This window comes from Chelativorans intermedius (assembly GCF_025398255.1).
GTDB classification, from domain to species: domain Bacteria; phylum Pseudomonadota; class Alphaproteobacteria; order Rhizobiales; family Rhizobiaceae; genus Chelativorans; species Chelativorans intermedius.
Window position 1 is genome coordinate 35,465 of sequence record NZ_JAODNW010000015.1, and the last position, 23,308, is coordinate 58,772.

The following is a 23,308-nucleotide window of genomic DNA, read 5'->3' on the forward strand; positions in this document are numbered from 1 at the left end:
AGAAGGGCTCCTTGCTTTTTTCCGTCGACGGGCGGGTTTCCGGACCTGCCGCCGACCATCATGCGGGCATGAAAAAGGGCCGCGGACGGCCCTTTCCGGCTATCCTGGCTCTGCCTTACCAGTAGGGGCAGGAATTGTCTTCCAGGTAGTTGTGGACCTCGATCTCGCCGGCGATGATCTTTGCCTTGGCCTCCTCGACGGCGGCCTTCATCTCGTCGGTGATGAGCTCTGCATTGTGTTCGTCGAGGGCATAGCCCACGCCGTTTTCGGCCAGCCCCAGATCCTGGAGGCCATAGGTGAACTCGCCGTTCATGGCGTCCATGAAGGCGTTGTAGACGGCCACGTCGACGCCCTTGACCATGGAGGTGAGCACGTGGCCGGGGTGGAGGTAGTTCTGGTTGGCGTCCACGCCGATGCCCAGCTTGCCGGCATCCGCCGCGGCCTGCAGCACGCCGACGCCCGTGCCGCCGGCGGCATGATAGATCACGTCGGCGCCCTGGTCGATCTGGGTGCGGGCGATCTCGCCGCCCTTGGTCGGGTCGTTCCATGCCGCCGGCGTATCGCCCGTGTAGTTGCGGATGACGCGGGCATCGGGATCGGCCGCCTTCACGCCGCCCACATAGCCGCACTCGAACTTGCCGATGAGCGGCACCTGCATGCCGCCTACGAAGCCGACGGTGCCGGTTTCCGACGCCATGGCCGCCAGCATGCCGACGAGCCAGGAGCCCTCATGCTCCTTGAACGTGACGGAGCGCACATTGGGCTGGTCCACCTTGTCGTCGATGATGGTGAAGTCGACATCGGGATAGTCCGGCGCCACGCGGTTGAGATATTCCACCCAGGTGAAGCCGGCCATGACGATGGGGTTGTGGCCGCGCTCCGCGAAACGGCGCAGCGCCTGCTCGCGCTGGGCGTCGTTGGAGATCTCGAACTCGGCATATTCGATGCCGGTCTCCTCCTTGAAACGCTCCGCGCCCGTATAGGCGAGCTCGTTGAAGGACTTGTCGAACTTGCCGCCCAGATCGTAGAGGACGGCGGGGGAGAAATCCTCCTGAGCCACGGCCGTGGCGGTCATGGCGGTTGCGGCCAGAAGGCCGAGAACGATACGCTTCATGTGATCCACACCCTGTCGGTTTCTCTGACACCGGGCAGCCGCGGCGCGGAGCCGCCGCGCGCCTGCCCGCCCGCAGGATTTGCTCCTGCTCGGACGTAATCTGGCATGGGGCGCGTCAAATTTCACGCGGAAATTTTACCGGGTGGAAAAACCGCCTCACGCCCCCGCGCCATCCCCCGCCGGCGCGGCGGGACAGGCGACGCCCGTACCCTGCAGCCCGCAATAGCCGTCCGGATTCCTGGCCAGATACTGCTGGTGTTCGGCCTCGGCAAAATAGAAGGGCGGAGCTGGCGCGATCTCCGTCGTCACGGGGCCGCGGCCGGCCGCCTGAAGCGCTGCGGCATAGGCCGCGCGCGAGGCGCGCGCCTCGGCAAGCTGGGCATCGGTGGGGGCGTAGATCACCGAGCGGTAGGTGGTGCCGACATCGTTGCCCTGGCGCATGCCCTGGGTGGGGTCGTGGCCCTCCCAGAACAGCTTCAGCAGCCGGGAGAAGGGCACGGCCCGCGGATCGTAGACCACCAGGACCACCTCGGCATGGCCGGTCAGCCCGGTCGTCGTCTCGCGGTAGGTGGGGTTCGGCGTCAGCCCGCCGGCAAAGCCTACGGCCGTCACCCACACGCCCTCAACCGGCCAGAACAGGCGCTCGGCGCCCCAGAAGCAGCCCATGCCGAACAGCACGCTCTGCGTGCTTTCCGGGTAGGGGCCCTTGAGCGGGCGGCCATTGACGAAATGGGTGCGGGCGGTGGCTATCGGCTCGGCCCGGCCGGGCAGCGCCTCCTGCGGCGTCGGCATCCTGAGCTTCGTTTCGGCGATGTGAAAGATCATGGAACCGTCTCCCGGTGCTCACCATCTGGCGGTGGAAAAAGCCTCTGCCCGCTCCCGCCGATGCCCGCCCATATAGAGCAGGAGCGCCAGGAGCGCGAAGACCAGCCATCCCGGCAGGGCGAGAAGGGCGAGCACCACGGGATCCCACACCAGGGGCAGGTGCTGCAGCGCCTCCGCCGCCGCCGCATAGGCGGCGGGCCAGGCGGCGCGCCAGCTGGCGCCGAGCGGCGTGAACGCCCATTCGGCCGCCGCGATGGAGCGCGTGGCATCGACCACCGCCATGACCACGGCCACCGCGAGGGCAAACAGCGAAAGCAGACGAAGCAAGAAGCGCATGGCACCTCCTGTAAATGGCGCTGGCTCACCCTGAGATAGGCACATGGACGGCCCTTGGCAAATGGCAGGACATGGCCCTGCGCCGCAATTCGCTTGGAAATGGCTGTCGGGAGGCTTGGCATTCGCCCACAATTCGACTAGATGAGCCGCGGACATCGACACGATGCCCCAGCGCGGCACCGCCGGATGCGGACGCCGGCGCGCGGAGAGGTGGCCGAGTGGTTGAAGGCGCACGCCTGGAACGCGTGTATACGGGAAACCGTATCGAGGGTTCGAATCCCTCTCTCTCCGCCATGTCCATTTATCCTTCCTTTCGTTTCAATGGCTTAGCTGCCGTTTTGTCTAACCCTTTCTCGCGGTTAGACAGTTTTTGTTCGCGCTCCATTCCGTAGGCGGTCGCCATCGCCTCGGTTGCAAGGCGGCTTTGATCGGCCGCAGCGGTGTAGCGGGAAACCTCTTTGTCGGTCTTGTGACCGGTGATTGCCTTGATCTGTTGATTGGTGCATCCGGCCTCAGCGAGTCGCCTTGCCGCCGCCTTGCGTAGCCCATGGGCCGAGCAATGCGGCAGGCCCGCCTCGTCGCAGCGGTCGCGGAACCAATTGCCGAAGCCGGCAGGGGTGAAGGGCTTGCCGAAAGCCGTGGTCAGGAACGTCATATTCTCAACGGGCGTGGCTTTAATAATCTCGCGCAGTTGAGGGTGCAGCGGAATACGGAGCTTGGCGCGTGTCTTTTGCTGGGAAACTTTGATCGTGTCTCCGTCGAGGTGCTGTCGCCCCATAACAACGACATCGGAGCGGCGCTGTCCGGTATAGAGCATGAGCGCCAAGGCGAGGCGCGGCTTAGTGCCGGGCGGGTGCCGGCGCTCGAATTGCGCGATCTCATCTTCCGTCCAGGTGTGGAAGCCGTCGCCCTTGGTCGAGTAGCCCCGGAGCCGAATGGTCGGATCGTCCTTCCTCATGCCGATGTCGACCGCGAGTGCCATGAGGGCTTTCAGGCGGTCCAGGAGATTGTTGGCCGCTGCTGGCCGGTCGGCCATGGCGCCGATAATCGCCTTGATATGCTTCCGCTCAAGGGCAGCAACGCGCTTATCGCCGTGCTTGGCGCGGAAGCGCTCCAGAATGCCGCGATATGTTGCTTTGGTGCTGTCTGCTAGCCCGTTGAACTCGGGCGAGCCATAATAGGCGACGATCAGCGCGGAGATGGTGCCTGGTCTCGTCCGTGCAGCCCCAGGTGCCACGGCCGGAGCGGCCTTGCCGTCGAGACAGGCCCGGTATTCCTGCATAAACTCGTCAGTCCAGGGCAGCGCCTTGAAGTAGTAATCCGCCTGCCCCTTGCGCCGGAAGCGCACGCGCATCTTGCCGTGTCGGTCGGAAAATTCGGAGACGTATTTGGGCAGGCGGCGGCGGTTCATCATTCTACCTCAAGCACCTCGTCCCACTCGTTAGGGGAATTCTGACCCGTCCTTTCGCCGCCGAAAAGCAGCACCGCGCCTTCGCGAGTCAGCTTCACGCCGGCAATCCGGTTCTCGCGAATACCAGCCGCCAGCGCCGCCTTGATAAGGCGGGTGATATCAGCCTGAGTGCAGGGCGCGGATCGGCGCGGCACGCGTCAAATGTCCTCGCTGAGCGCCTTAACGTTGGCGAGCATCTCGTTGACAATCTCGTCGTGGCCGCTGCGAGCGTATAAACTGCCGGCGAGACGCGTCACCATATAGCCCAGCGGGAGCGTCATCGCGGCGTCGGGCCAGTCGTCTGCCTTTCCATCTTCAAAAAGCATGTGGGTTACCCTGTCATCTACCTCCTTCACGAACCTGACAGTAGACTCGTCGCGGTGTGGCGGGGATAGAATAAAATCATGTGCCCACGTGGCGTAGATGTGGGGCAGACCACCTTCTTCCACGTCGATCTGCTCAGCCCCCAGGCCATAGCGAAACAGGCGATCTGCAATAAGATTGTAGATTAAATGATAGCCGGTGAATGAAAGCGCCGAGCGCACCGGCCCCGCGGGCTCTCTCATAACAAGAGCTTGGCCGCGATTAAGTCGCGTCTTCAATGTATTAGAGTTGATATTCAAGAGGTGACTAGCGTCGGCTGTCCCGGCAATACTTACGTGCCAGTGGCGCTTGAGGTGCGCCAGCGCCTTTGCTCGAAAGTCATTCATGATTGGGACTCCAGTTTCTTTGAAACCAAAGATAGTTTCAACGAATTGTGGAGTCAAGGCCAAATGGGCCGAGAATTTTATCCCCGGCCCATGGGCGCCGCGCGGATCAGGAGGCACCGCCGCGCCCTGTCGGTGTTGTTCGAGGCTGACATTCGGGACACCGCCGACTGGTCCCAGCCGTTCGCGCTCTGCGCAACGCGGGTGGCCAACCCTATCCCCAGTCCACCAGCTTCAGTGCCGCGCCCGGATCGACGCCCGCTTCCTTGGCCTGCGCCAGCGCCTGCACGATTGTCGCCAGCGCCCTTGCCCTGCCGCCGGCGTCGAAGGCTTGCAAGGGTCTCATCGTGTCAATCTCGACGGTTGCGCCCAGCTTTTCGCTGGCTTCCTCGGCCAGAAGCACCGCAATCGGTTGCAGTGTCCACTGGGCGAGGTGGCGCTGGGCTTCCCTCACAAGCGGGCCCTGCGCGTTGCTCGCGAAAAGCGCGGGCAGGACGCCGAACGCCCCGCAGATCGCGTTTCGCGCCGCCTCCAGCGTCTCCCGCGTCATCGCCTTTTCGAGGTCGGGAGAAAGGCTTGAGGGCCGCCAGTCCTGCGCCGGAGCCGGGCCACCGGCTGCCGTGACGTTGACCGATTCGCGAAGCACCACGCGGCCACGCTGCCCCCGGAACGAGCGGGCAATGGTTTCGTTATCCACCTCCGGCTGCTCGGGCATCGGCACCACCTGGGAGCCGAGAGGCGCGTTCTCGAAGACTTCGGCAAGCGCGCTCTCGACGGCATTCAACATGCCCGCCGTGAGCCTTGCCCGCCGCAATGGCGCGGTGCCGGACCACGGCGCAGCCGGATCAGCACCAATACGAAGATGCAGCACCTCGCCGGCAAGCAGCGTCTCGGACGTGCCGCCTCCCGCCTCGGAGATGGACACGCGATAGGCGACGGGCTTCCCGCCCCTCGTGCGCAGATCCCAGTCGGAGCACGGCACAAGCCCGGCATCGGTGATCTTGAACACCGCCTCGCCCCTGAGCGCCACGGCGCGGCCAATGATCGCCAGCGAACGGCGGTCGAGAAGGCTTGTGCCCTCCACGTCCGCCATGGCAAGCCCGTTTTCCCATAGGCTCACGCAGGATTGCGCCGTGGCGGTGAGCTCGGCAATGCCGGTCCTGCCGGCAATATAGGATTCCCGCGCGGCCATCAGCTCGGCGGTGAAGCCCGACATGGCGCTGCGCTTTTCGATCTTGTCGCGTTTGAATAGCCAACCGAGCATCACGCCCTCCGGTAGCTGCGGAGCAGGTCGCCTGCGCCGCTGTTGGACATGGCTTGCGCCGCCGCTGAGGGCGACGAGCGCCGGCTGATGGAGACGGAGCCGGCCCGAACGCTTTCTGACATCACACCGGCCTTTGCGGCGGTGCGCGCGGCCATATATTCAGCCAGGCGCCGGAACGCCTCGTTCACCACCTCGGGGACCGTGCCGCCGCCTACGGTTCCAGTGAAGCGATAGGTGCCGCCCGGCAGGCAATACCCGCCCATAGGCGAGGGCGAGAGCGTCACGGCCTCCCAGGCGTCGGCCTTCCACACTTCCACCGTGGCGATGCTGGCGGGCGTGAGCGGCGGGTGCCATTCGCCGCAGCCCTCGACGATCCATTCGACGCTCCGCTCGGTGAAGCGCCAGGCAATCCAGGCTTCAATGCGCTGCCAGATGGCATCGGCATCAAGCGCCTGGGCGGCTGTCGAGAGGCCGGAAGGCGTGGGAGGATAAGAGGCAGGCGCGCCCTCAACCTGTCTGATGGTGGTTGCGGTCATTACAGCCTCCAGCGCCTGAGAGCCTGCGACTTCGGCACCACCAGCCCGGAGGGCGTGGGCGTCCAGTCGCGGGCCTCGACCTCGGCCTCGGAGTAGGCCGCTGCCGTGACCAGCGAGAGTTCCCAAAGCAGCGCCGCGAGGATCGTGCGGATGATCGCCCCGTGTTGCGGCTGGCCATCTTCATCAGGCGAGCCGTCGTCCGGTTCTTCCGTGATTTCCTCGGCCTTCGGCACGGCCCGCTCGGGCGGGATCGTGAAGCCGGGTGAAAGCCCCACGATCAGGCCGGCGGCGAGGCCGGCGAGGGCATCGCGCGCCCAGGACGTTTCCTGCACTTCGGGCGTGATGATGGCGACGAAGGTCAGCGCCTCGTCACCGTCTTGCAGTTCGAGTGTGCCGGTCTTGCGGCTGGCCAGCGGAGCACCCCAGTTGTGCCCCACCAGCAGCCGGATATCGACCTCCGGCTTCTCGACGTTATAGGCGAAAGCCCGAGGAGCGAATTGCTCCTTCCTCGGGCGGCCACGGCGACCGCCCGAAGAAAGCACGGTTTTCCTGTTGTAGGGAAACCGGCCCCGCAGCCGGCGATTGCCGGAGCGGGCAGCCCGTTCCTCCAGGACAAATTCACCGGGTGCGAAGCCGGTCAGCATTACTGGATTCCCGTCAGAACGCGGAGCTGGGCAGGCCGGGCAACCGTCACGTCCATGGTGGCCAGCGCGGTCAGCGTGAGCGCGCCTGACGCGGCCTTGGAGTAGGGGTCTCGGATCAGATCGACCGCGCCCCACGTGCCCACGAAGATCGGCGCAACGCCGCCCGTGGCGGTGGTCAGAAGCGCCGAGCTCTCCGCCGGAGGACCGCCAGCCGGCGCGTCGAGGGCATTGCTGGACATTGCAACGTTGCCGGCGGGAATGTGCTTCACCAGGCGGTCCCACTCGGTAATGCCGCTGCCGGCGTCGAATACCGTGTCGTCGAGGGCGTCCCAGACCTCCGGGCGGATGAGAAGCCGCACCGCCGAAGGCGAGGAAGCCGCGTTCGCGACCATGAAGGCCGTCACCTCAGCCCGGAAGGCCGCCCAGGACGCCGCCGCGCCCACGGCGGTCGAGGCGATGCCGTAGGTTGCGGCGCCGGCAATGACGCCCAGCGGCTCGCCGGAGGCGCCGGAGCCCAGGAACACCGCCCGGTCCATCGCCGCGCCGATTGCTGCGTTCATGTCGCGGCGCACGGCCTGTTCCAGCGCCGCACCGGACTGTTTCAGCGCCTTCCTGGTGAGCACCATCTGAACGCCCAGGGTATGATCGGGCTTGAGGGGCCGGTCGGCGGTCTGGAACGCCTGCGGCGCCGCAACGTCGCCGGTTTCGGTGGCCTGCCAGCCCACCGTCGCGCCCTGCGTCGTGACGGGCCACTCCACCGAGCCGCTGTCGATGCTCACCATCTGCGCACCCATGCGGCCCGCCACCGATTGCGGGAAAAGCCGGTCGATGATGGGTCGGGTCTGCACCGGGTCCGGCGTGGCCGTGGAGACCGTCTCACCGGCGCGCACCTCAAGGGCCTGCCACGGCACCGGCACGCCGCGATAGCCGCCCTGCGAGCGGAGCTCCTGGACTACTTCCGCAGTCGGGCCGTCGAGCGGGCGGCCTTCATCGAGGGCAAGGGCCACCTGGCGCAGCTCGAAGCGGTCGATCAGCTCGGAGTACTCCCGCTCCGAGCGGGTCTCCAGATCCTCGCCGGCCTCGCGGCGTTCGGCATCCTCGGCGATGAGCGCGGCGCGATAGCGGGTCTCATTCGAGCGATATTCCCGGTCGAGCGTTTCCATCGAACGGGTTTCGTCTTCGGTCAGCTCGGACTTGCCGACCAGTTCGGCCAACGCCTGCCGGATTTCCGACTGCCGGCGCTGAATCTTCACACTTTCAAGCATTTACAGACTTCCTTTCGTCTTGGGAGAGTTCGGCCACCAGGCGCTTCCACGCCCGGCGCGAGGGGGGAACCGGCGTCGTCATGCCGGTTTCGAGCCGCGTCTTGCGGCTGTGACAGGGCACACACAAAGTTTGCAGATTGCCCATTTCGTAGGCGAGTTCGGGAGCCTCGCGGATGGGCTTTTTGTGATCCACCTCCAGCCGCACACCGGACGCGCCGCACGCAACGCATCGCCAGCCGTCGCGCTTCTTCACCAGAAAGCGCACACGCTTCCAGCGCGGCGAGCGGTAGATGGCGGCCCCATGGCGGTCATACTTGGGTCGAGCTATGCCCATATGAGCCTCCCGCCCTTCTTCTCGGGCCGGGCCAGGCGGCGGGCACCTTCCGCGATGGCAAGGACGGCGGCGCAGGCTGCATCAATCCGCCCCAGCGACCGGGCCTTGGCCAGCTTCAGGTTATTGGCGGGGTCGCGCAGGCACACCGTCTCCGCGAAGGCGGAGCGCAGCAGCAGGCTCGGAGAAGCCTTGACGCGCCCGTCATAACAGGCCCGCCGGAAGCGGTCGCAGTCCTCGCCGCCGTCGCGGAAGCCCATGCCGCGCCAGACAAGAGGCGCACGAATGCCTGCCGCGTCGATGGCCTCGCCAAGCTCGGCCTGCTTGAAGCGGTCCATCACCAACGCGGCGACCTGCTCGCCCTCAACATGGCGCATAACCTGGGAAAGCCAGGGCGCAACCGGAACAGTCGCATTGCCGAGCGTCGAAAGCTCGCCGCGCTTGTGCATCTGCACGTAGCGGTCGCCCACGCCGTCGCGCTGCCCGCGTTCGGCAAGGCCGGGCTTTGAGGGGAACCAGCCCAGCGCCTCCAGCCGGCCCGTCTCGGGCCAATAGAAGGCGGCAGCGCTCATCGAGGCGGAGCCGCCAAGGTCGATCCCGACCACCAGCGGCCCCTCGCGCGGCGGCAGCTCGTCCGTCTCGCAGGCCAGCCACTCGTCAACAGTTAGCAAAACGTCGCGGTTTTCGTCGGCAACTCGCTGGTTCAGGTTATAAAGCCGCCACGCGGTGAGCGCGGAACCGCCCCTGTCTATCGCCCTGCGGGCCTGCGCCTGGAGCCATTCGAGACTGGCGCCGACGCCGTACTCGGCGCCGGGATTGGCCTTCCTGATCTGCTCCAGATCATCGGGAGCGCAGCCCTCATCGGCCTTGTGCTCCTGCCGGTAGACGCCCGGCTGATCCTCGTCGAGCCACTTTGAGAACGGATGCGCGTCGTCGGAAGCCGAGGTCGAGATAAGCAGCATCCGGCCATTGCGCTTGCCCAAACCGGACAGCAGCGCCTCCTCCAGCGCATTGCCCTTGTCGAGCGGCCAATGGCCTCTTTCATCGCAGATGACCAGCGTCGGGCTTGTGCCGAGCGTGTTTTTTCCGTCTGCCGCAATCACGCGGATGAGATGCGGTCCGGTCTCGTCCTCGTACTCGATTTCCAGCCGGGGGGCGCGACGGAAGATCAAGCGCTTCTGCATGTCCTCGGGAAGGGACCGGGCAAGGCCGGCCACGTAGTCCCACACGATACGGCCCTGATCCCGCGTCCGAGCGCCAATGAGGCACTCTCTGCGCGGCTGCGGGTCCACCTCCCCGACAAGGTGAGCAAGCGCCACGCCGGCAGTCAGCGCCGACTTGCCGCCGCCACGGGCCACGCTGAGAACGCCAATGGAAATGCCCTTCGCAAGAGCGCCCTTGAGGAATTGCCTCTGATACGGCGCAAGCCTCAACGGTTTGCCCGCCAGCGCGCCGGTCGGAACCTCCAGGCTTTGAATGAAGCGGATCGCCTTCGCAGCCGTCATCTCAGCCCCTCCCGGCCCCGAGAGCGCGAAAGAAGAGGCCCGCTCCGCTCGCACGCGGCCCCTCTCCCAAAGTCGAGCATTGGGACCAGATTATGCCCCCATTCGGCCAGAAACGGCTCAAGGATTGGAAACATCATCGCCTTGCCTGAACCTCCCAAAGCGCCCCAGCGGGGTCTCGCTTCACGCTGACGATTGAGTGGCTCACGCCGGCGAGGCTAATCGTATCGGCGGTGGTCGGCTCGATGGCGAGCGACGAGGCGATGATGAACACGCGCACGTCATCCTGCTGGATGAGCGTCCCGTCGCGCTCGTCCAGGGAGTAGTCGTCGCGCCATCCTCGGCAGTCATACGGAACATCGACAATGATCGGATCCCAGGGGTCGCCGCCCGTCTCCTGCCGAACGAGGGTCAGCGCGTAGGGCACGCGCTCCGCTTCGAGCGCTGCCACGATCTCCGCTGCAATCTCGCCTTGAAGAATCGAGGCCAAGGCGCTTCTCCTAGGATTTGAGTCCTAGGACTATATACTGCGTAACGGTATAACGTTCAAGTGGTGGGGTTGATGTTCACACCGGGCTCCTGATGAAGTCGGGGATGCCATCATCGTCTAGAACATCGCTAACATCGCTAACGTTCTGCGAATTTACTCGCGTTTTCATATGCTTAGGAATGTTAGCGGTTGAGACATGGGCGCTAACATCGCTAACGTTCGCCGGTTTGTTAGCGGTGGCGTTCAAAGCGCTAACATCCGCAACAAATTGATTTTCAACGCTTTTCAGCGCTTTGTTAGCGTTGTTAGCGTTGTTAGCGGTGTTTGTATCATCGCCGCTAACATTAGCCGGGTGGACGTATTTCCCCCGGCCGTGACGCTTCACCTCGTCGGCCTTCACCATCTTGAAAAGCAGGAAGCGAACGCTGCCCGCAGACATGCCTGCTGCGGCTGCAATGTCCGAAGGCGACATTGCCTCGTCGGCCTCGGCGAGCACGTCGAGAATGGCGCGGCGCTCGTCTGTTGTCCGCACCTTGTTGGCATCCCCGAGGATATTCCACAGGCCGTCCGTGAAGCTCAGAGCGGTTTCCTTTTCATCCACGTCACGCCCTCGAACGTAGAGCGTTGTCCCGTTGCCGTCGCGGTCGAGGACGATGGTAGTATCAGCGCACGCGGAAAGGCCGTTGGAGCCGGAGAGCGCTTCCAGCGGATCGTCTGCGCCTCCCTTCTTCGTGTGGTGGAGACCTAAGACGGCTATTCCGTGCTGGGTCGCCCACTTCTGGAGAGGTGCCCAGATTGAATAGTCGTTTTCATACGAATTTCGGCTTGCCTTCCCGGCAGGCTTGATGCGCTGAAGCACGTCGATAACGACAAGTCGGGGATTGGCGACGGATTGCCGCCAGTCCTCCAAGGCCTCGATAAGGCCCCCATCGACCATCGGGGCCTCCGTCGCCCATTCAAGCCGTGAGAGGTCGGGCAGATTTCCGGGGAATAGTGTGGCGATACGCCGCTGGATGCGGCGCTCACCGTTTTCGAGGTCTAGATAGAGAACGTCGCCGGGCTCGACCTCAATACTGCCCATCGCGCAGCCGCCGGTGGCAACGGCCAGTGCCCAGTCGATGGCCAGCCAGGTCTTGCCAAGCTTCTGGCGACCGGCAAGCACGCTGAAACCTTCTGGGAGGTAGCCGGGCACGATCCAGCGTATCGGCTCGAAGTCCTTCTTCATCAGGACGTTGGTGTTGACGCGCCTGAGACGCGGCCTCTTGCCCTGTCGGCGCTCGTATTCTTCAAGGGGGATGATCTCATTCATGCTGCGGCCCTTTCGGGATTCGAGATGACAGCCACCTTCGGCATACGCGGCGGCTTCATGGCTCGTCTGAATTGGAGGAGGATGGATTCGGCGACGGCGAGGCGCGGCGCGTATCGGAGCCGGTCAAAGGCGCGGCTCCAGTCGAGTATCACGCAGCCGTCGCGGCCCGCCCGCAGCCAGTCGAGCGGGTCAGCGTAGATGTTGAGCCAGGCGTCAAAAGCGTACGTGGTCGCGTCGTCTATTGCCGCCTCACCTAGAGCGAAGGAGCGCCCGTTCCAGGTGGAAAGCTCGCCGGTACGCGGCTGCCAAAAGATGATGTCTTCAGGTTCGGGGAATACCAGCCAGGGCAGGCCGGCACCGTCATCCTCGAAGCGGCCATCATCCGCTTTGCGCCCATGGGCAACGAGAATCGCGTCGGGTCGTACCATCGCCTCGATTGTCACGCCCGCCCTTAGAAGCCAGTCGATTTGCGATTGAGACAAGCCGCGATAGGTGGTGAGGTCGGGATAGGGGATCATGGGCGATCCCCCATGGTAAAGCCGGGCAGGCCCATGTCGGTCAGGAGCTGCCGCGCCCGGTTCGCCTCACCCTTACTCTCAAAAAACTCGACGTGTTCATGCCCGCTGCGGCGAACGATCAGCCGCCAGCGATTGCGTGCCGGCTCGATGACATAGTGACTGGTCGCCGCGATCTTCGGATGCAGCCGGGCGATTGCCTTTCGGGTGAGCCCGATGTAAAACCCTTCCCTGAAGACCTTGTCCGGGTTTTCGTGACTGCTTTTGCCGCCGCTTCCTGGGCCAACAGGAGCGGCGGTTTTGCGTTCGGGCGGTGGTTCAACGCGGTTAGACAGTCCGCGAAAAAACCCTTTCGCTTCAACAGTTCGAATAGAGCCGGTTAGACACTGTACATCCTTGAAAGAAGCCGCTTTCCGCAGACCCTCTCTCTCCGCCAGTTCTACTCGGTCCGTACCGGAGACATAGGTAACAGATCGTACCTAAGACACGAGAGCTTCATGCTGGCCTCGATCAGGGATTTCGCGTCATGCATCGGGATGCTCCCTTCTGGGCAAGAGGCGAAGCAACCGGCCGGACGCTCCGCCTGCAATCGCAGGCGGCGAGGCCCTCGCGTTTCAGCGTTTCGAAGACCTTGGGCCGGGCACGGACGCGTTCGATGCAGGCCCGCACATGCGGATGACCCGAGAGATCGAACCCGATCAGACCGGCCCAGGAGGCGACGAGGAAGGTTTAGCTGTCGGCCACGGTGAACCGGTCGCCCATGACATAGGCGCGGCCATCCGAGAGCTTGGCCTCGAACGCGTCGAAGCGTTTGGCAAGCTTGGCCAGAGCCTCTTCCTTCAGCGCGCCCTCGGGTTTGACCGGTGCGAACGCCCCGGCTCAAGCATTTCCGTGCGGCGCGCAGCGCCGAGACCGCGGAGCAGCGGCCTGGCCCGGCGGACGGGACCGCCGGGCCGATGACGTCAGGCCGCGCGGGCCTTGCGGGCGGGGAAGTCGATGTCTGTGGCCGCGACGTGGTTGAGGTAATTGGTGAAGATGTTCGCCACCACCTGCGCCACGGTCTCGACGATGTCGCTCTCGGTCAGCCCGGCGTCGCGGGCCGCGACGAGATCGGCATCGGCCACCATGCCCCGCGCCTGCACGATGGCCGAGGCCAGCTTCAAGATCGCGGCAGTGCGCGGGTCGTCCGACCGGCCGGCGAGATGCGCGTCGATCGTTTCGGGCGCGACCTTCAGACCGGCCGAGATCGCGGCGTGGGCCGAGGCGCAGTAGTCGCAGGCGTTCGCCCCGGCGACGGTCAGCGCGATCGCCTCGCGGGTGCGGGCATCGAAGCCGCCGCCCGCCAGCGTCTCGTTCAGGCCAAGCATGGCGGCCAGGACTTTTGGCTGGTTCGCGGCGACACGGTAGAGGTTCGGCACCATGCCGATCTTGGCCTTGATCGCGGTGAAGAGCGCGGCTGCCTCGGGCGCGGCGGCGGTGTCGGAAACCTGGGTGATGCGTGCCATTGATTTACATCCTTTCGACAGGGTTAGAGCTCAGGCCGAGACCATTTCGGACTCGGGTTTGGAAAGGCCGATGACGGCCATGACCGCAGCGCCGTTCAGCCAGTAGTAGGCGGCATCCAGACCGGAGAACCCGAGCGCGACGGGCAGGATCAGGAACAAGACGCCGACCGCCAGATCGACGGCGAGGTGCAGCTTGTAGGGCAGCACGCGGATCAGCCCGAGGTGGTGATCGGTGAACACGGTGAGCAGGAAGGCCGCCACGCCCACGACCGGCGAGATCGCCAGGGCGAGAGGGTTGGAAGTGCCGAGACCGAGAAGGAACGGCAGGGCGATGAGGGCCAGCGCGACGGGGTAATCGAGCCGGGCATGGATGGTCTTGGTGACAAAGCGCATGCGCAGGGTCCTTTCGGTTGGGGATCGAACGACGGGCTGTGCCGTCGCAATCTCCAACCTAAGGGCATCCATGTGGACGATGAATTTCAGACAGTCCGCATTGTATTGCAGATCGTCCGAGAGTCTGGACGGAGTGCTAGGCCGCCTCGTGGCGCGCCGAACCGGACTGTCGGAAGGCGGCGGGCGACACGCCGATCTCTTTCTTGAAGACCCGGCTGAAGGCGGACTCCGAGGCATAGCCCGAGACTTCGGCCGCCTCGGCGACGGACAGGCCGCGCACCGCCAGCGCCTCACGCGCGATCTGCATCCGCCAGGAGGTGACATAGGCCATCGGCGTGACGCCCATCCGGTCCGAGAACCGCTCGGCAAAGCCCGTCCGCGACAGCCCTGCTTCGCGGGCGAGGCTCGCGACCGTCCAGTCGGCGGTCGGCGCGCGGTGGAAGGCGGTCAGCGCCCGCGCGAGATGGGGATCGGCAAAGCCCGCCACGCCGCAATCGCCGTCGCGGGACTGCTCGATGTAGGCGCGAATCGCCTGGGCGAAGATCGCCTCGGACATCTTCAGGGCGATCAGATCTCCGCCAAGTCGCGCACCACCGGCCTCGGCCCCGACGACCTTGAGCGTGGCTTCTAGCCAGGGGCCGGCCTCCTCGCCATAGCCGCGCAGGTGGATGAACGGAGGCAGGCGGTCGAACAGGAGGTGCCGCGACCCTTCGGCCAGCGCGAAATGCCCACATATAAGCTGTGTATCGCGCGGCCCCTCGTCGCCGCCCCAGACCAGCGTTCCGTGCCCCGGAAACCCGGAGCGCGACAGCACGTCGTCCAGCGGCAAGGCCTCGTCCGGTCCGGTGTGGCGGCAGCTGAGGACATGCGCCGCGCCGTGGGGAATCACGATCAGGTCGCCCTGCGCCAGATGCACGGGGACCGGCACCCCCGCTATACGCACCAATGCCTCGCCGCGATGGGCAAAGTGGAACCGCGCCACGTCGCGGAAGGCGGGCACGCGGACGCCCCAGGGCTCGGTGAAGCTCGTACGGAAATAGAGCGTTCCCTGGAGCGAGAGGCGGGTGAGAATGTCGCTGAGCAGGTCCAACATGACCAGCATCTTGCCCCAGGACTCTGCCGATCGTCCAGTAGTCTGGACGATAGAGCATGAAACGTGAACTTTCCGGCATTAACGGGACGGCGGATTCGGAGTTTCTGGCACGGGCAGTCGAATCTGCGGCGCTGCTGACCCCGGTCCGGGGCCGTGGGCGACGGCACAACCGGCCATGCCGGGCATCCACAACCCTGTCGAAAGGAAACGACCTATGTTCCGCAAGATCACCTTTGCCGCTGCCGCCATGGCGGCGCTTCTGGCCGCCGGCCCTGTGATGGCGGCCGACGAAGTCAACGTCGTCCCCGGCCTCACCGCGGCCGGCGCGCCGCTCGGCCTACACGGCGCCGACCCGGTCGCACTGCTCGATGAAGGCAGGAACGTCGAAGGCGTCGCCACGCAGACCGCTGTCTATGACGGCGTGGCCTACTACTTCGCCTCGGAAGAGAACCGCAAGACCTTCGAGGCGAACCCGGCTCGCTATCAGGTTCAGAACGGCGGCTTCTGCACCTTCGGCGTCTCGGTGAACAAGAAGTTCGACGGCGACCCCAACTTCGCTGCCGTCGTCGACGACAAGCTCTATGTCTTCCTGTCCGAGGAGATCTACCAGGCCTTCCTCAAGGACAAGGCCGGCACCATCGCCAAGGCGGCCGAGAACTGGAAGGTCATCGAGCACACCGCCGCGAAGGATCTCTGACCTTCGGCCAATGGATCCGGCCCGCGCTGCCTTCCGCGGGCCGGTCTCCGCATCTTTCTCGGAAGCTCCCGATGACCCGGCCTTTCACGCCTATCAGCCGTGCCGCTTCCCGGCGATGGAAGCCCAGCTTGGCTCCGGCCCGTGGTTCACCGGGGAAGCTTCAGCCTGGTCGATGCGCTCTTCGCGCCGGTGTTCCGCTACTTCGACACCTTCGACCGGATCGGCGATTTCGACGCCTTCGACGGATTGACCTGGATGCTGGCCTGGCGCCGCGGGCTTACCTACAGGCCGTCGGTGCGGAACGCGGCCGCGCCTGACCATCCCGACAGGCTTGCCGCTCAAAGATCTTGTAGCCGGTCTTGCGCGAGATGCCGAACTCGCGGCACACATCGCCCCTCCCCTCCCCGGCCAAAAGCCGAAAGTGCTGCTCAAGCCGTCAGGGCCCGACGGTGTTCCGGGATTGCGGAAAACTTCATGAACACGCAAGGGACACGCGCGAACGCGGCCGGACCGCACCGACATGGTCAGCCGGGGTCTGTGCCCGGCCTACGAATGGTTTCCTGTCATGTCCGGGGCCTGTCGGTCATCGATCAGTTCGAGCGGCATCAGTCCAAGGTGTTCCTCGACGGCCTGCAGCGCGCGGGGCACGTCGCGTGACAGGACGGCCTCCATGAGCCTTGTGTGCTCGGCAATGTTCATCCGGCGCTCGAGTTCGCGGATCTTGCGTCCGGCCTCTTCGTCGTTGATCTCCTGACTGGCGACGGCCGGTTTCAGCAACAGCGCCATCTGATGCCTGCGGATGTGCTCGAAGGCGCGGCGGTAATCCTCGACCAAACGCTTTGCCCCCGAGCCGGCCACGAGCGACATGTGAAACGCCACGTGACGATCCTGCCATTGGTCGATGCGTGCGTCCAACTGCCTGAGATCGACAGTGGCTTTGGCCAGAAGGTGGTGGGCCGTGATGACTGACGCCTCCCACACATCGTCGCCGCGTTCGATGGCGCGCACGATCAGGGCGCGTTCCAGCGTGATGCGGGTGTAGATCAGATCCTCGAAATCCTCAGCAGAGATGCGGGTTGCGAAGAAACCCCGCTTCGGCTTCTGTTCCACGAGCCCTTCAGGTTCGAGCCGCGCAAGGGCTTCACGGATCGGCGTGGCGCCCAGCCCATAGGCCTTGTCCAGCTGGTCGATCCTGAGCGGCTGCCCCTGCGCGATGCGCCCGGCCAGCAACGAATCCTTGAGAAGGCCATAGGCGATTTCGACCTTTGACAGCGGCTTCGAGGGCATGGACTTGGTCCGGATTGAGTAAAAAACGAAGCACTCTCTACCATATCGCGCCACTCAGACGAAACAACACAAATCAGATCGGATCTTGCTTTTCATATCTTGACGGGCGATTTCCGATGCGACTAGGCTGATTGCACGGACGGCACCGTGTCCGCATGCAATCAACGGGAGGGGTACCGCAATGACGACCAGATATTTCAGGCTTAAAGGAATTTCCGGCGCGGGAATTCCGCGGGTCGCATTGGCGGCCGGATGTCTTTCCGTCGCCCTCGCCGCCCCGGCGATGGCCTTCGACTGCAGCGAGGGTGCGATCCGCATCGGCCTCGCACGGTCAATCACCGGAGGGTTTGCCGCGTTCGATACGCCTGGTGCAAACGGGCTGCAGATTGCGGTGGACGAGATCAACGCGGCCGGCGGTGTCGAGGGGTGCCCGATCGAGCTGATTTCGGGCGATTCCCAGTCGAACCCGGCCTTGGCTGGCCAGGTTGCCGAGGAACTCATCCGACAGGGCGCGCATATCATCGTTCCCGCCTCGGACATGGACATGGGGATGGGTGCGGCCATCGCAGCACAGGCCGCTGGATTGCTCTCCATCTCGCCCGAGTCCGGTTCGCCCGATTGGGTTGCCGCCGTAGGTCCGAACCATTTCATCGGCGGTGTCAGCGCGGCGGATCTGGCACGGTCGATCGCCCGGTTCATCAATGATCAAGGCTGGGAGAACGTCTATGTGGTGACGAACGAATCGTTCAACTGGTTCACGGCCAAGGACCAACCGCTTGCCGAGGCGCTCGATGGCTCGGTTGTCGGCCGCGATGGCACGAACAACGAGATGAGCGACTTCGCCGCCATCGTGTCGCGTATCCGCGACATGCAGGACGAGATCGATGTCATCTTCCTGAACGATTATTTCCCGCGCGTCGGCACATTCATCCGGCAGCTGCGCGCCGCGGGCGTGACAACCCCGATCGTCGGCGAGAGCACCTTCCCTTCGGCCGCTTTGCCCGAGGTGGTGGGCGCAGACGGTCTGCAGGATGTGTATTACGTTACCTCGGCTTTCTTCGAAGGCGCCGAAGGTCGCGATCCGGCATTGGAGCCGATGATCACCCGGTATCAAGAGCAATTCGGTACGTTCCCGGAAAACCTGAACGCCGTGCTTGGCTACCAGATCGGACATATTCTTGGCATGGCGCTGGAGCAGGCGGACAGCACCGATGCGGGCGCGGTCGCGGCGGCCCTGCGCGGCATGAGTAATCTGCGGGTGGCCGGAACCGAATACTATGGGTTTGCCAGCAGCTATCCCGAGAAATCGGCCAGCGTTGGCGGCTTCGATGCCGAGGGGCGTTTCGTTCTGGTTGCAGATATCGATACGCGAGACGCTGAGTGACACAGCCGACGCCTGAAACCAAGGCGGCCGATCCCGCCGGCACCTTGCGTGCCGACGGGATCGTGATGCGGTTTGGCGGCATCAAGGCGCTGGATGGTGCGTCGATCCGCATTCGACCCGGTGATACGATCGGGCTTCTGGGTCCCAACGGGTCGGGCAAGACAACGCTGGTCAACTGCCTGACCGGTATCCTGACGCCCACCGAAGGCCGGATAGTTTTCAACGGTCAGGACATCACCCGCCGGACACCGCGGCAGAGGGCGCATGGCGGTATCGTGCGCAGTTTTCAGAACCTGCGGCTCATGCCCGATCTGACGGTTGCCGAGAACGTGGCCGTCGGGCTGGCAGGGCTGGCCCAACCGCTTCGCGCGGCCGAATGGCGCGACCGGCTGACCACGGCGCTGGCCGCACAACGTCTGGAACCTTACGCGCACAGCCCGCTTGGACAAATGCCTTACGGCGTCATGAAGCGGGTCGAGGTCGCCCGCGCCCTCGTGTCGCGCCCGCGTATCCTGCTTCTGGACGAACCTGCCGCCGGGCTGGGCGGCGGCGATTGGGAGCCCCTGGCCGAGACCCTGAAAACGGCGCAGGAGCAGATGGGTTTCGGATTGCTACTGATCGATCACAACATCGAATTCGTTCGCGCGCTTGTGAATCGACTGGTCGTTCTGGCGACCGGGCAGGTTCTGGTCGAGGGAAGCCCCGAGACGGTTCTGACCGACCCCGAGGTCGGCCGCGTCTATCTTGGGAGCCTGGCCGATGCTTGAGCTTGATCGCGTCAGTACGGGTTATGGCCGGGTGCGGGCTCTGGACACTGTCAGCCTGACGCTTGGCGCCGGTCATACGCTTGCTGTCCTGGGACCGAACGGCGCAGGAAAATCCACCCTGCTCAAGCTGGTCGCCGGGTTGCAGGCGCCGTGGTCGGGCACCCTGAAACTCGACGGATCGGCAGATCTGAGCCCGCTCGACGTGACCGCGCGTGTGCATCGCGGGATCGTCCTGTGCCCCGAGGGGCGACGGATCTTCACGACGCTCAGCGTCGAGGAAAACCTTTGCATCGGCGGCACGGCGCTGTTGGCACGCCCCGGCGGCGCACAGCGAATGCGCGAAGGCCTCGAACGCGCCTACAGCCTGTTTCCGATCCTGGCCGAGCGCCGCCACGGCCCCGGCAGCGCATTGTCCGGCGGTCAGCAACAGATGCTGGCCATCGCGCGTGCCTTGATGGCCGAACCGCGCCTCCTGCTGCTCGATGAGCCGTCTCTGGGACTGTCGCCCGTGATGGCCGACGAGGTGTACGCAACGCTGGCCGCGTTGAAGGCCGAGGGGATGACACTGATCGTAGTCGAGGAAGCCGCTGGCCGCCCCCTCGGTCTTGCGGATACGGCCATGATCCTGCGCAACGGCCGAACCGTGTGGCGGGGTGCGGCCGCCGCCGCCCGGGATCCCGACCTGTTGCAACGCGCCTATCTTGGAGACCACGCCGCATGAATCTCCTGCAACTCGGTGTCGACGGGCTTGCGACCGGATCGGTCTACATGATGCTGGCCCTTGGCATCAGCCTCGTCTTCAGTGTCATGCGGCTGGTGAATTTCGCCTATGGCATGATCATCGTCTGGTTCGGCTTCATGCTGCATGTGCTCTGGGGGACCGGGCTGCCCTACTGGCTTTGCGTTCTCGGCGCCCTGGCCGGGACGGTGCTGCTGTCGATCGTCCTGGCGCGCGCGATCTTCATGCCTTTTGTCGGCGCACCGCCCGCGACCCTGCTCCTGGCATCCTTCGGTGTTGCGATCGTTCTGCAATCGGTTGCGGTGGTCCTGTTTGGCGAGCCGGCAAGGCCGGTGCAGACACCGCAGATCCTGTTGACATCGATCGATACCGGCTGGTTCCGTATCTCTGTCCTGCAACTGCTGTCGCTGGCGCTTGGGCTGACCATGCTGGTTGGCCTCGAATTTCTGATCGGGCGGACGCGGATCGGAATGGAGATCCGCGCCACGGCCGAAAGCCCCGAGGTGGCGCGCCTGATGGCCGTGCGGTCGGATCGCGTGTTGACCTTCGTCTTCGCGTTGAGTGGCCTGATTGCGGGTCTCGTCGCGCTGGTCTGGTTCGCACAGTCGGGATCGGTCACGGCGCGCGGCGACCTTGCACCGACGCTCAAGGCCTTCGTCGCCGTCGTGATCGGCGGCTTGGGAACCATCCGCGGCGCGGTGTTGGGGGGGCTGGTTCTGGGCTTTCTCGAGACTGCCATGTCAGGTTTGCTGGTCGGGGCGCTCTCCGGTTTTCAGCAAACTTTCGTATTTGCCCTCGTCATCCTGATCCTGCTCCTGCGGCCCGAAGGATTGCTGGGCAAGGCCACCGGAGGCATGCGATGAGACGTCCCTTGCAGCTCCGCAGCGATGCCCCGCTCACACCGGGAGGCTATATGTCCCTCGTCGCATCGGGCATGGGGATTGCCGCCCTGCTTGCTCTGGCGATCCTCGGCCTGAACCTTGCGACCGGGGCCCGGTTCGCCAGTCTGCTGACCAATCTCGGCCTGTGGCTGATCATTGCCGTCGGGTTTCAGGTTTTCGTCGGATCGACCGGCACCATCTCGTTCGGTCACCCCGCCTTCGTCGCGCTCGGCGCCTATACGGGCGGCATCCTGACCCTGCCCCCTGCGATGCAAAGGATCGCGCTGCCCGATCTGCCCGGCTGGCTTGCCGGTCTGGATCCGGGCCTCTGGCCCGCGACGATCGCCGGCGGCGCGGTCGCTGCCCTGCTTGCCCTTCTGATCGGCCCGATCGTCATGCGGTTGACCGGGATCGCGGCCGGCATCATGACCTTCGGCCTGCTGGTGATCGTGAACGAAATGATCCGCGCCGCAACCCCTCTCACGCGTGGCAACGCGACGTTTTACGGGGTGCCCCGGCTGGCCGGCCTCACCGAGGTGCTCGTCGTCGTGGTCCTCGTCGTCGGGATCGCGCTGGCCTACAAGTTCTCGCGTTGGGGATTGCGCGCACGCTCCGTCGCCCAGGATCCTGTCGCGGCCGAAATGAGCGGCATCAGCGTTGTGACTTCGCGGCTCTGGGCCTTTGTCCTGTCAGCCTTCATCTGCGGGATCGGCGGCGCGCTGATGGGCTTTTTCCTGACCGCGTTCAGCGCGCAGTCCTTCTATGTCGGCATGGTGCTGCCGATGATGATCATGGTCCTTCTGGGCGGCATGAACAGCGTGGCTGGCGCCCTGACCGGGGCGGTTCTGCTGACATTCTGGGAATATGTGATGCGGCTGATCGAAACGGGCGGCATGGGCATTTCCCTCCCGCCGGGGCTGTCGCAACTGACGCTGGGCGCCGGGCTGATCGCCATCCTCTTTTTCCGACCCTCGGGGCTATGGGGCAGCCGGGAATTCTTCATCGCGCCCGTGGGGCAAACACGCAAGGGAGACAATCCATGAGTTTCGAACCCTATATCGAGCGCGGCGAAGGCCCTGCCGTGATCTTCAACCACGGGACGCTGATGGACGCGACGATGTTCGAGCCCCAGATGGCGTTCCTTTCGGCCAAGGGCTATCGCGTCATCTCGCAGAACAGCCGCGTTCTGCTGGGCAAGGCGACCCGCCACACGCTCGACGATCTGGCGGCCGACACCGCCGCGTTGGCAGAGCGCCTGGGCCTGACCGAGTATGTGGTGGCCGGCATGTCCACCGGGGCGTTCATGGCCCTCAACTTTGCCCTGAACTATCCCGACCGCGCAGCGGGTTTCATCCTGATCGAGGGTCAGGCCGTCGCCTATCCCCCCGAGGAGCAGGATGCCTTCGAGGCCGAATTCGACAAGTTCGACACCGACGGGATGGTGTCGCGCGAGCGGGCGGAATGGGCGGCGCCCTTCTGCTTTGGCGAGCATACCTATGCCAACAACCCGGGCCTCGTCGAGCATTGGATCAACCGCTGGACGACCGAGATCCCCTCGCGCGCAGTATGGGCGCAGGGAACGTCCTGGGTCCGCAAGCCGGACCTGACCCCGCGCCTGCGCGAGATCGAGAAGCCGGTGCTCATCATCCATGCCGAAGGCGACCTGCCGGTTCCGATTTCGCGCGCCTATTCGATGCTCGAGAACCTGACCGACGCGACGCTGGTCAAGATCCCGCGCTCTGGCCATACCTCGAACCTCGAAAACCCTGACGCCGTGAACCATGCGATCCTCGGCTTCCTAGACCGCATCTACGGGCGGATGGGGTGATCGCGGCCGATCTCTCCTGTGCTCGCGTGCGGCTCTTCCCCATGTCTTCTCCAGCGGCGGCACGATCATCCACATCGCCTCTGCGCTGGCCTTCGTCGGTTTTCGCAACGAATGTGCCCATGGCCCCACGAAGGCTGGAATCGAGCGGTTCACCAAGGGGATGGCTCTGGACGATGCGGGCCTCGTGGCAGGCTGACGGTAAACAAATTTTTTCCTGACCGACAATCGCTGACGCGGGACAGGGTGACCGGGTCCGGGTCGGATACTGCGCGGCCGCGCGGTGAGGTCCGTTCCGGAGACATAGGTAACACTTTTGGCCCGAACGGGTTGAGAAGCGGTCCAGTCTGCATGTCTCATCGTCGAAATAGCCCAGATCGTAGTCCGTGAAGCTGGCCTTCCAGATTCGGCAGGCAACCGCTTTGTCGGCCTATTTGCTCCGGATTGGT

At 64.8% G+C, this 23,308-nt stretch carries 28 protein-coding genes and 1 tRNA gene; 9 read left to right on the forward strand and 20 right to left on the reverse strand.

Annotated elements, in window-relative coordinates:
• Nucleotides 1–115: 115 nt before the first annotated feature.
• The 3 genes from NYR58_RS11970 to NYR58_RS11980 form a co-directional block, all read right to left on the reverse strand.
• Nucleotides 116–1,114, reverse strand: a complete 999-nt coding sequence (locus tag NYR58_RS11970) for a BMP family lipoprotein (RefSeq protein ID WP_261521031.1) — start codon at nt 1,112–1,114, stop codon at nt 116–118.
• A 156-nt stretch (nt 1,115–1,270) separates the two neighbouring features.
• Nucleotides 1,271–1,939 (reverse strand): peptide-methionine (S)-S-oxide reductase MsrA, encoded by a 669-nt coding sequence (gene msrA / locus NYR58_RS11975; protein ID WP_261521033.1) that lies wholly within the window; start codon nt 1,937–1,939, stop codon nt 1,271–1,273.
• An 18-nt stretch (nt 1,940–1,957) separates the two neighbouring features.
• A complete protein-coding gene (locus tag NYR58_RS11980) occupies nt 1,958–2,275 on the reverse strand; it encodes a hypothetical protein (protein ID WP_261521035.1) in 318 nt (105 codons plus the stop codon).
• Nucleotides 2,276–2,479: 204 nt separating this feature from the next.
• Here NYR58_RS11980 and NYR58_RS11985 point away from each other — a divergent pair.
• Nucleotides 2,480–2,569 (forward strand) — tRNA-Ser (locus tag NYR58_RS11985).
• Nucleotides 2,570–2,576: 7 nt separating this feature from the next.
• On the opposite strand, the gene NYR58_RS11990 is transcribed toward NYR58_RS11985, so the two are convergent.
• The 16 genes from NYR58_RS11990 to NYR58_RS12060 form a co-directional block, all read right to left on the reverse strand.
• Nucleotides 2,577–3,689, reverse strand: a complete 1,113-nt coding sequence (locus NYR58_RS11990) for a tyrosine-type recombinase/integrase (RefSeq protein WP_261521036.1) — start codon at nt 3,687–3,689, stop codon at nt 2,577–2,579.
• Nucleotides 3,686–3,880, reverse strand: coding sequence for a hypothetical protein (locus tag NYR58_RS11995; RefSeq protein WP_261521038.1), 195 nt, complete (start codon nt 3,878–3,880; stop codon nt 3,686–3,688). The genes NYR58_RS11990 and NYR58_RS11995 overlap by 4 nt, the downstream gene beginning before the upstream one ends.
• Nucleotides 3,881–3,883: 3 nt before the next feature.
• Entirely contained in the window at nt 3,884–4,435 is a 552-nt protein-coding gene (locus tag NYR58_RS12000) for a hypothetical protein (protein WP_261521039.1), read from the reverse strand.
• 211 nt (nt 4,436–4,646) lie between these two features.
• The gene (locus NYR58_RS12005) at nt 4,647–5,696 is read right to left on the reverse strand and encodes a phage portal protein (RefSeq protein WP_261521042.1); all 1,050 of its coding nucleotides are present in this window, start codon (nt 5,694–5,696) and stop codon (nt 4,647–4,649) included.
• On the reverse strand, nt 5,696–6,232 hold the full coding sequence (locus tag NYR58_RS12010) for a hypothetical protein (RefSeq protein ID WP_261521043.1): 537 nt from the start codon (nt 6,230–6,232) through the stop codon (nt 5,696–5,698). The genes NYR58_RS12005 and NYR58_RS12010 overlap by 1 nt, the downstream gene beginning before the upstream one ends.
• Complete coding sequence (locus tag NYR58_RS12015) at nt 6,232–6,876, reverse strand: HK97 family phage prohead protease (RefSeq protein WP_261521046.1); 645 nt, start codon at nt 6,874–6,876, stop codon at nt 6,232–6,234. The genes NYR58_RS12010 and NYR58_RS12015 overlap by 1 nt, the downstream gene beginning before the upstream one ends.
• Nucleotides 6,876–8,141: a phage major capsid protein gene (locus NYR58_RS12020; protein ID WP_261521052.1), complete on the reverse strand. Its 1,266-nt coding sequence runs from the start codon at nt 8,139–8,141 to the stop codon at nt 6,876–6,878. The genes NYR58_RS12015 and NYR58_RS12020 overlap by 1 nt, the downstream gene beginning before the upstream one ends.
• The gene (locus tag NYR58_RS12025) at nt 8,134–8,475 is read right to left on the reverse strand and encodes an HNH endonuclease (protein WP_261521054.1); all 342 of its coding nucleotides are present in this window, start codon (nt 8,473–8,475) and stop codon (nt 8,134–8,136) included. The genes NYR58_RS12020 and NYR58_RS12025 overlap by 8 nt, the downstream gene beginning before the upstream one ends.
• The gene (locus NYR58_RS12030) at nt 8,466–9,977 is read right to left on the reverse strand and encodes a terminase large subunit domain-containing protein (protein ID WP_261521055.1); all 1,512 of its coding nucleotides are present in this window, start codon (nt 9,975–9,977) and stop codon (nt 8,466–8,468) included. Before NYR58_RS12030 ends, NYR58_RS12025 begins: the two co-directional genes overlap by 10 nt.
• 133 nt (nt 9,978–10,110) lie before the next feature.
• Nucleotides 10,111–10,464, reverse strand: a complete 354-nt coding sequence (locus NYR58_RS12035; RefSeq protein ID WP_261521056.1) for a hypothetical protein — start codon at nt 10,462–10,464, stop codon at nt 10,111–10,113.
• A gap of 76 nt (nt 10,465–10,540) precedes the next feature.
• A complete protein-coding gene (locus NYR58_RS12040; protein WP_261521057.1) occupies nt 10,541–11,773 on the reverse strand; it encodes an AAA family ATPase in 1,233 nt (410 codons plus the stop codon).
• A complete protein-coding gene (locus NYR58_RS12045) occupies nt 11,770–12,291 on the reverse strand; it encodes a hypothetical protein (RefSeq protein WP_261521058.1) in 522 nt (173 codons plus the stop codon). Before NYR58_RS12045 ends, NYR58_RS12040 begins: the two co-directional genes overlap by 4 nt.
• Before the next feature lie 726 nt (nt 12,292–13,017).
• Nucleotides 13,018–13,131, reverse strand: a complete 114-nt coding sequence (locus tag NYR58_RS20575) for a glutathione binding-like protein (RefSeq protein WP_378074681.1) — start codon at nt 13,129–13,131, stop codon at nt 13,018–13,020.
• Between the two features lie 119 nt (nt 13,132–13,250).
• Nucleotides 13,251–13,793 carry a carboxymuconolactone decarboxylase family protein gene (locus NYR58_RS12050; protein WP_261521059.1) on the reverse strand — a complete coding sequence of 181 codons (543 nt, stop codon included), beginning with the start codon at nt 13,791–13,793 and terminating at the stop codon, nt 13,251–13,253.
• A gap of 30 nt (nt 13,794–13,823) precedes the next feature.
• On the reverse strand, nt 13,824–14,186 hold the full coding sequence (locus NYR58_RS12055) for a hypothetical protein (RefSeq protein ID WP_261521060.1): 363 nt from the start codon (nt 14,184–14,186) through the stop codon (nt 13,824–13,826).
• 136 nt (nt 14,187–14,322) lie between these two features.
• Nucleotides 14,323–15,279: an AraC family transcriptional regulator gene (locus NYR58_RS12060; RefSeq protein ID WP_261521062.1), complete on the reverse strand. Its 957-nt coding sequence runs from the start codon at nt 15,277–15,279 to the stop codon at nt 14,323–14,325.
• A gap of 214 nt (nt 15,280–15,493) precedes the next feature.
• Here NYR58_RS12060 and NYR58_RS12065 point away from each other — a divergent pair, with 214 nt between their 5' ends.
• Complete coding sequence (locus NYR58_RS12065) at nt 15,494–15,976, forward strand: YHS domain-containing (seleno)protein (RefSeq protein WP_261521063.1); 483 nt, start codon at nt 15,494–15,496, stop codon at nt 15,974–15,976.
• Nucleotides 15,977–16,522: 546 nt separating this feature from the next.
• On the opposite strand, the gene NYR58_RS12070 is transcribed toward NYR58_RS12065, so the two are convergent.
• The gene (locus NYR58_RS12070; RefSeq protein ID WP_261521064.1) at nt 16,523–17,263 is read right to left on the reverse strand and encodes a GntR family transcriptional regulator; all 741 of its coding nucleotides are present in this window, start codon (nt 17,261–17,263) and stop codon (nt 16,523–16,525) included.
• Nucleotides 17,264–17,444: 181 nt separating this feature from the next.
• Here NYR58_RS12070 and NYR58_RS12075 point away from each other — a divergent pair, with 181 nt between their 5' ends.
• Genes NYR58_RS12075 through NYR58_RS20580 form a run of 7 tightly spaced genes read left to right on the forward strand, consistent with a single transcriptional unit; the run spans nt 17,445 to nt 23,058 of the window.
• Complete coding sequence (locus tag NYR58_RS12075; protein WP_261521065.1) at nt 17,445–18,647, forward strand: ABC transporter substrate-binding protein; 1,203 nt, start codon at nt 17,445–17,447, stop codon at nt 18,645–18,647.
• Entirely contained in the window at nt 18,644–19,414 is a 771-nt protein-coding gene (locus tag NYR58_RS12080) for an ABC transporter ATP-binding protein (protein ID WP_261521066.1), read from the forward strand. Before NYR58_RS12075 ends, NYR58_RS12080 begins: the two co-directional genes overlap by 4 nt.
• Nucleotides 19,407–20,135, forward strand: a complete 729-nt coding sequence (locus tag NYR58_RS12085; RefSeq protein ID WP_261521067.1) for an ABC transporter ATP-binding protein — start codon at nt 19,407–19,409, stop codon at nt 20,133–20,135. Before NYR58_RS12080 ends, NYR58_RS12085 begins: the two co-directional genes overlap by 8 nt.
• Entirely contained in the window at nt 20,132–21,016 is an 885-nt protein-coding gene (locus NYR58_RS12090) for a branched-chain amino acid ABC transporter permease (RefSeq protein WP_261521070.1), read from the forward strand. Before NYR58_RS12085 ends, NYR58_RS12090 begins: the two co-directional genes overlap by 4 nt.
• Before the next feature lie 50 nt (nt 21,017–21,066).
• Complete coding sequence (locus tag NYR58_RS12095; protein ID WP_261521072.1) at nt 21,067–22,077, forward strand: branched-chain amino acid ABC transporter permease; 1,011 nt, start codon at nt 21,067–21,069, stop codon at nt 22,075–22,077.
• Nucleotides 22,074–22,862 (forward strand): alpha/beta fold hydrolase, encoded by a 789-nt coding sequence (locus NYR58_RS12100; protein ID WP_261521074.1) that lies wholly within the window; start codon nt 22,074–22,076, stop codon nt 22,860–22,862. Before NYR58_RS12095 ends, NYR58_RS12100 begins: the two co-directional genes overlap by 4 nt.
• A 16-nt stretch (nt 22,863–22,878) precedes the next feature.
• Complete coding sequence (locus NYR58_RS20580; RefSeq protein ID WP_378074680.1) at nt 22,879–23,058, forward strand: SDR family NAD(P)-dependent oxidoreductase; 180 nt, start codon at nt 22,879–22,881, stop codon at nt 23,056–23,058.
• Nucleotides 23,059–23,308: the final 250 nt, after the last annotated feature.

Bases quoted from the DNA above. Each gene is read 5' to 3' on its own strand.
- NYR58_RS12015 (WP_261521046.1), bottom strand. From the start codon at position 6,876: ATGCTGACCGGCTTCGCACCCGGTGAATTTGTCCTGGAGGAACGGGCT.
- NYR58_RS12100 (WP_261521074.1), top strand. From the start codon at position 22,074: ATGAGTTTCGAACCCTATATCGAGCGCGGCGAAGGCCCTGCCGTGATC.
- NYR58_RS12095 (WP_261521072.1), top strand. From the start codon at position 21,067: ATGTCCCTCGTCGCATCGGGCATGGGGATTGCCGCCCTGCTTGCTCTG.
- NYR58_RS11970 (WP_261521031.1), bottom strand. From the start codon at position 1,114: ATGAAGCGTATCGTTCTCGGCCTTCTGGCCGCAACCGCCATGACCGCC.
- NYR58_RS12025 (WP_261521054.1), bottom strand. From the start codon at position 8,475: ATGGGCATAGCTCGACCCAAGTATGACCGCCATGGGGCCGCCATCTAC.
- msrA (WP_261521033.1), bottom strand. From the start codon at position 1,939: ATGATCTTTCACATCGCCGAAACGAAGCTCAGGATGCCGACGCCGCAG.
- NYR58_RS12075 (WP_261521065.1), top strand. From the start codon at position 17,445: ATGACGACCAGATATTTCAGGCTTAAAGGAATTTCCGGCGCGGGAATT.
- NYR58_RS12030 (WP_261521055.1), bottom strand. From the start codon at position 9,977: ATGACGGCTGCGAAGGCGATCCGCTTCATTCAAAGCCTGGAGGTTCCG.
- NYR58_RS12070 (WP_261521064.1), bottom strand. From the start codon at position 17,263: ATGCCCTCGAAGCCGCTGTCAAAGGTCGAAATCGCCTATGGCCTTCTC.
- NYR58_RS12005 (WP_261521042.1), bottom strand. From the start codon at position 5,696: ATGCTCGGTTGGCTATTCAAACGCGACAAGATCGAAAAGCGCAGCGCC.
- NYR58_RS12000 (WP_261521039.1), bottom strand. From the start codon at position 4,435: ATGAATGACTTTCGAGCAAAGGCGCTGGCGCACCTCAAGCGCCACTGG.
- NYR58_RS12045 (WP_261521058.1), bottom strand. From the start codon at position 12,291: ATGATCCCCTATCCCGACCTCACCACCTATCGCGGCTTGTCTCAATCG.
- NYR58_RS12050 (WP_261521059.1), bottom strand. From the start codon at position 13,793: ATGGCACGCATCACCCAGGTTTCCGACACCGCCGCCGCGCCCGAGGCA.
- NYR58_RS12020 (WP_261521052.1), bottom strand. From the start codon at position 8,141: ATGCTTGAAAGTGTGAAGATTCAGCGCCGGCAGTCGGAAATCCGGCAG.
- NYR58_RS12055 (WP_261521060.1), bottom strand. From the start codon at position 14,186: ATGCGCTTTGTCACCAAGACCATCCATGCCCGGCTCGATTACCCCGTC.
- NYR58_RS12060 (WP_261521062.1), bottom strand. From the start codon at position 15,279: ATGTTGGACCTGCTCAGCGACATTCTCACCCGCCTCTCGCTCCAGGGA.
- NYR58_RS12065 (WP_261521063.1), top strand. From the start codon at position 15,494: ATGTTCCGCAAGATCACCTTTGCCGCTGCCGCCATGGCGGCGCTTCTG.
- NYR58_RS12010 (WP_261521043.1), bottom strand. From the start codon at position 6,232: ATGACCGCAACCACCATCAGACAGGTTGAGGGCGCGCCTGCCTCTTAT.
- NYR58_RS12085 (WP_261521067.1), top strand. From the start codon at position 19,407: ATGCTTGAGCTTGATCGCGTCAGTACGGGTTATGGCCGGGTGCGGGCT.
- NYR58_RS12090 (WP_261521070.1), top strand. From the start codon at position 20,132: ATGAATCTCCTGCAACTCGGTGTCGACGGGCTTGCGACCGGATCGGTC.
- NYR58_RS11980 (WP_261521035.1), bottom strand. From the start codon at position 2,275: ATGCGCTTCTTGCTTCGTCTGCTTTCGCTGTTTGCCCTCGCGGTGGCC.
- NYR58_RS11990 (WP_261521036.1), bottom strand. From the start codon at position 3,689: ATGATGAACCGCCGCCGCCTGCCCAAATACGTCTCCGAATTTTCCGAC.
- NYR58_RS12040 (WP_261521057.1), bottom strand. From the start codon at position 11,773: ATGAATGAGATCATCCCCCTTGAAGAATACGAGCGCCGACAGGGCAAG.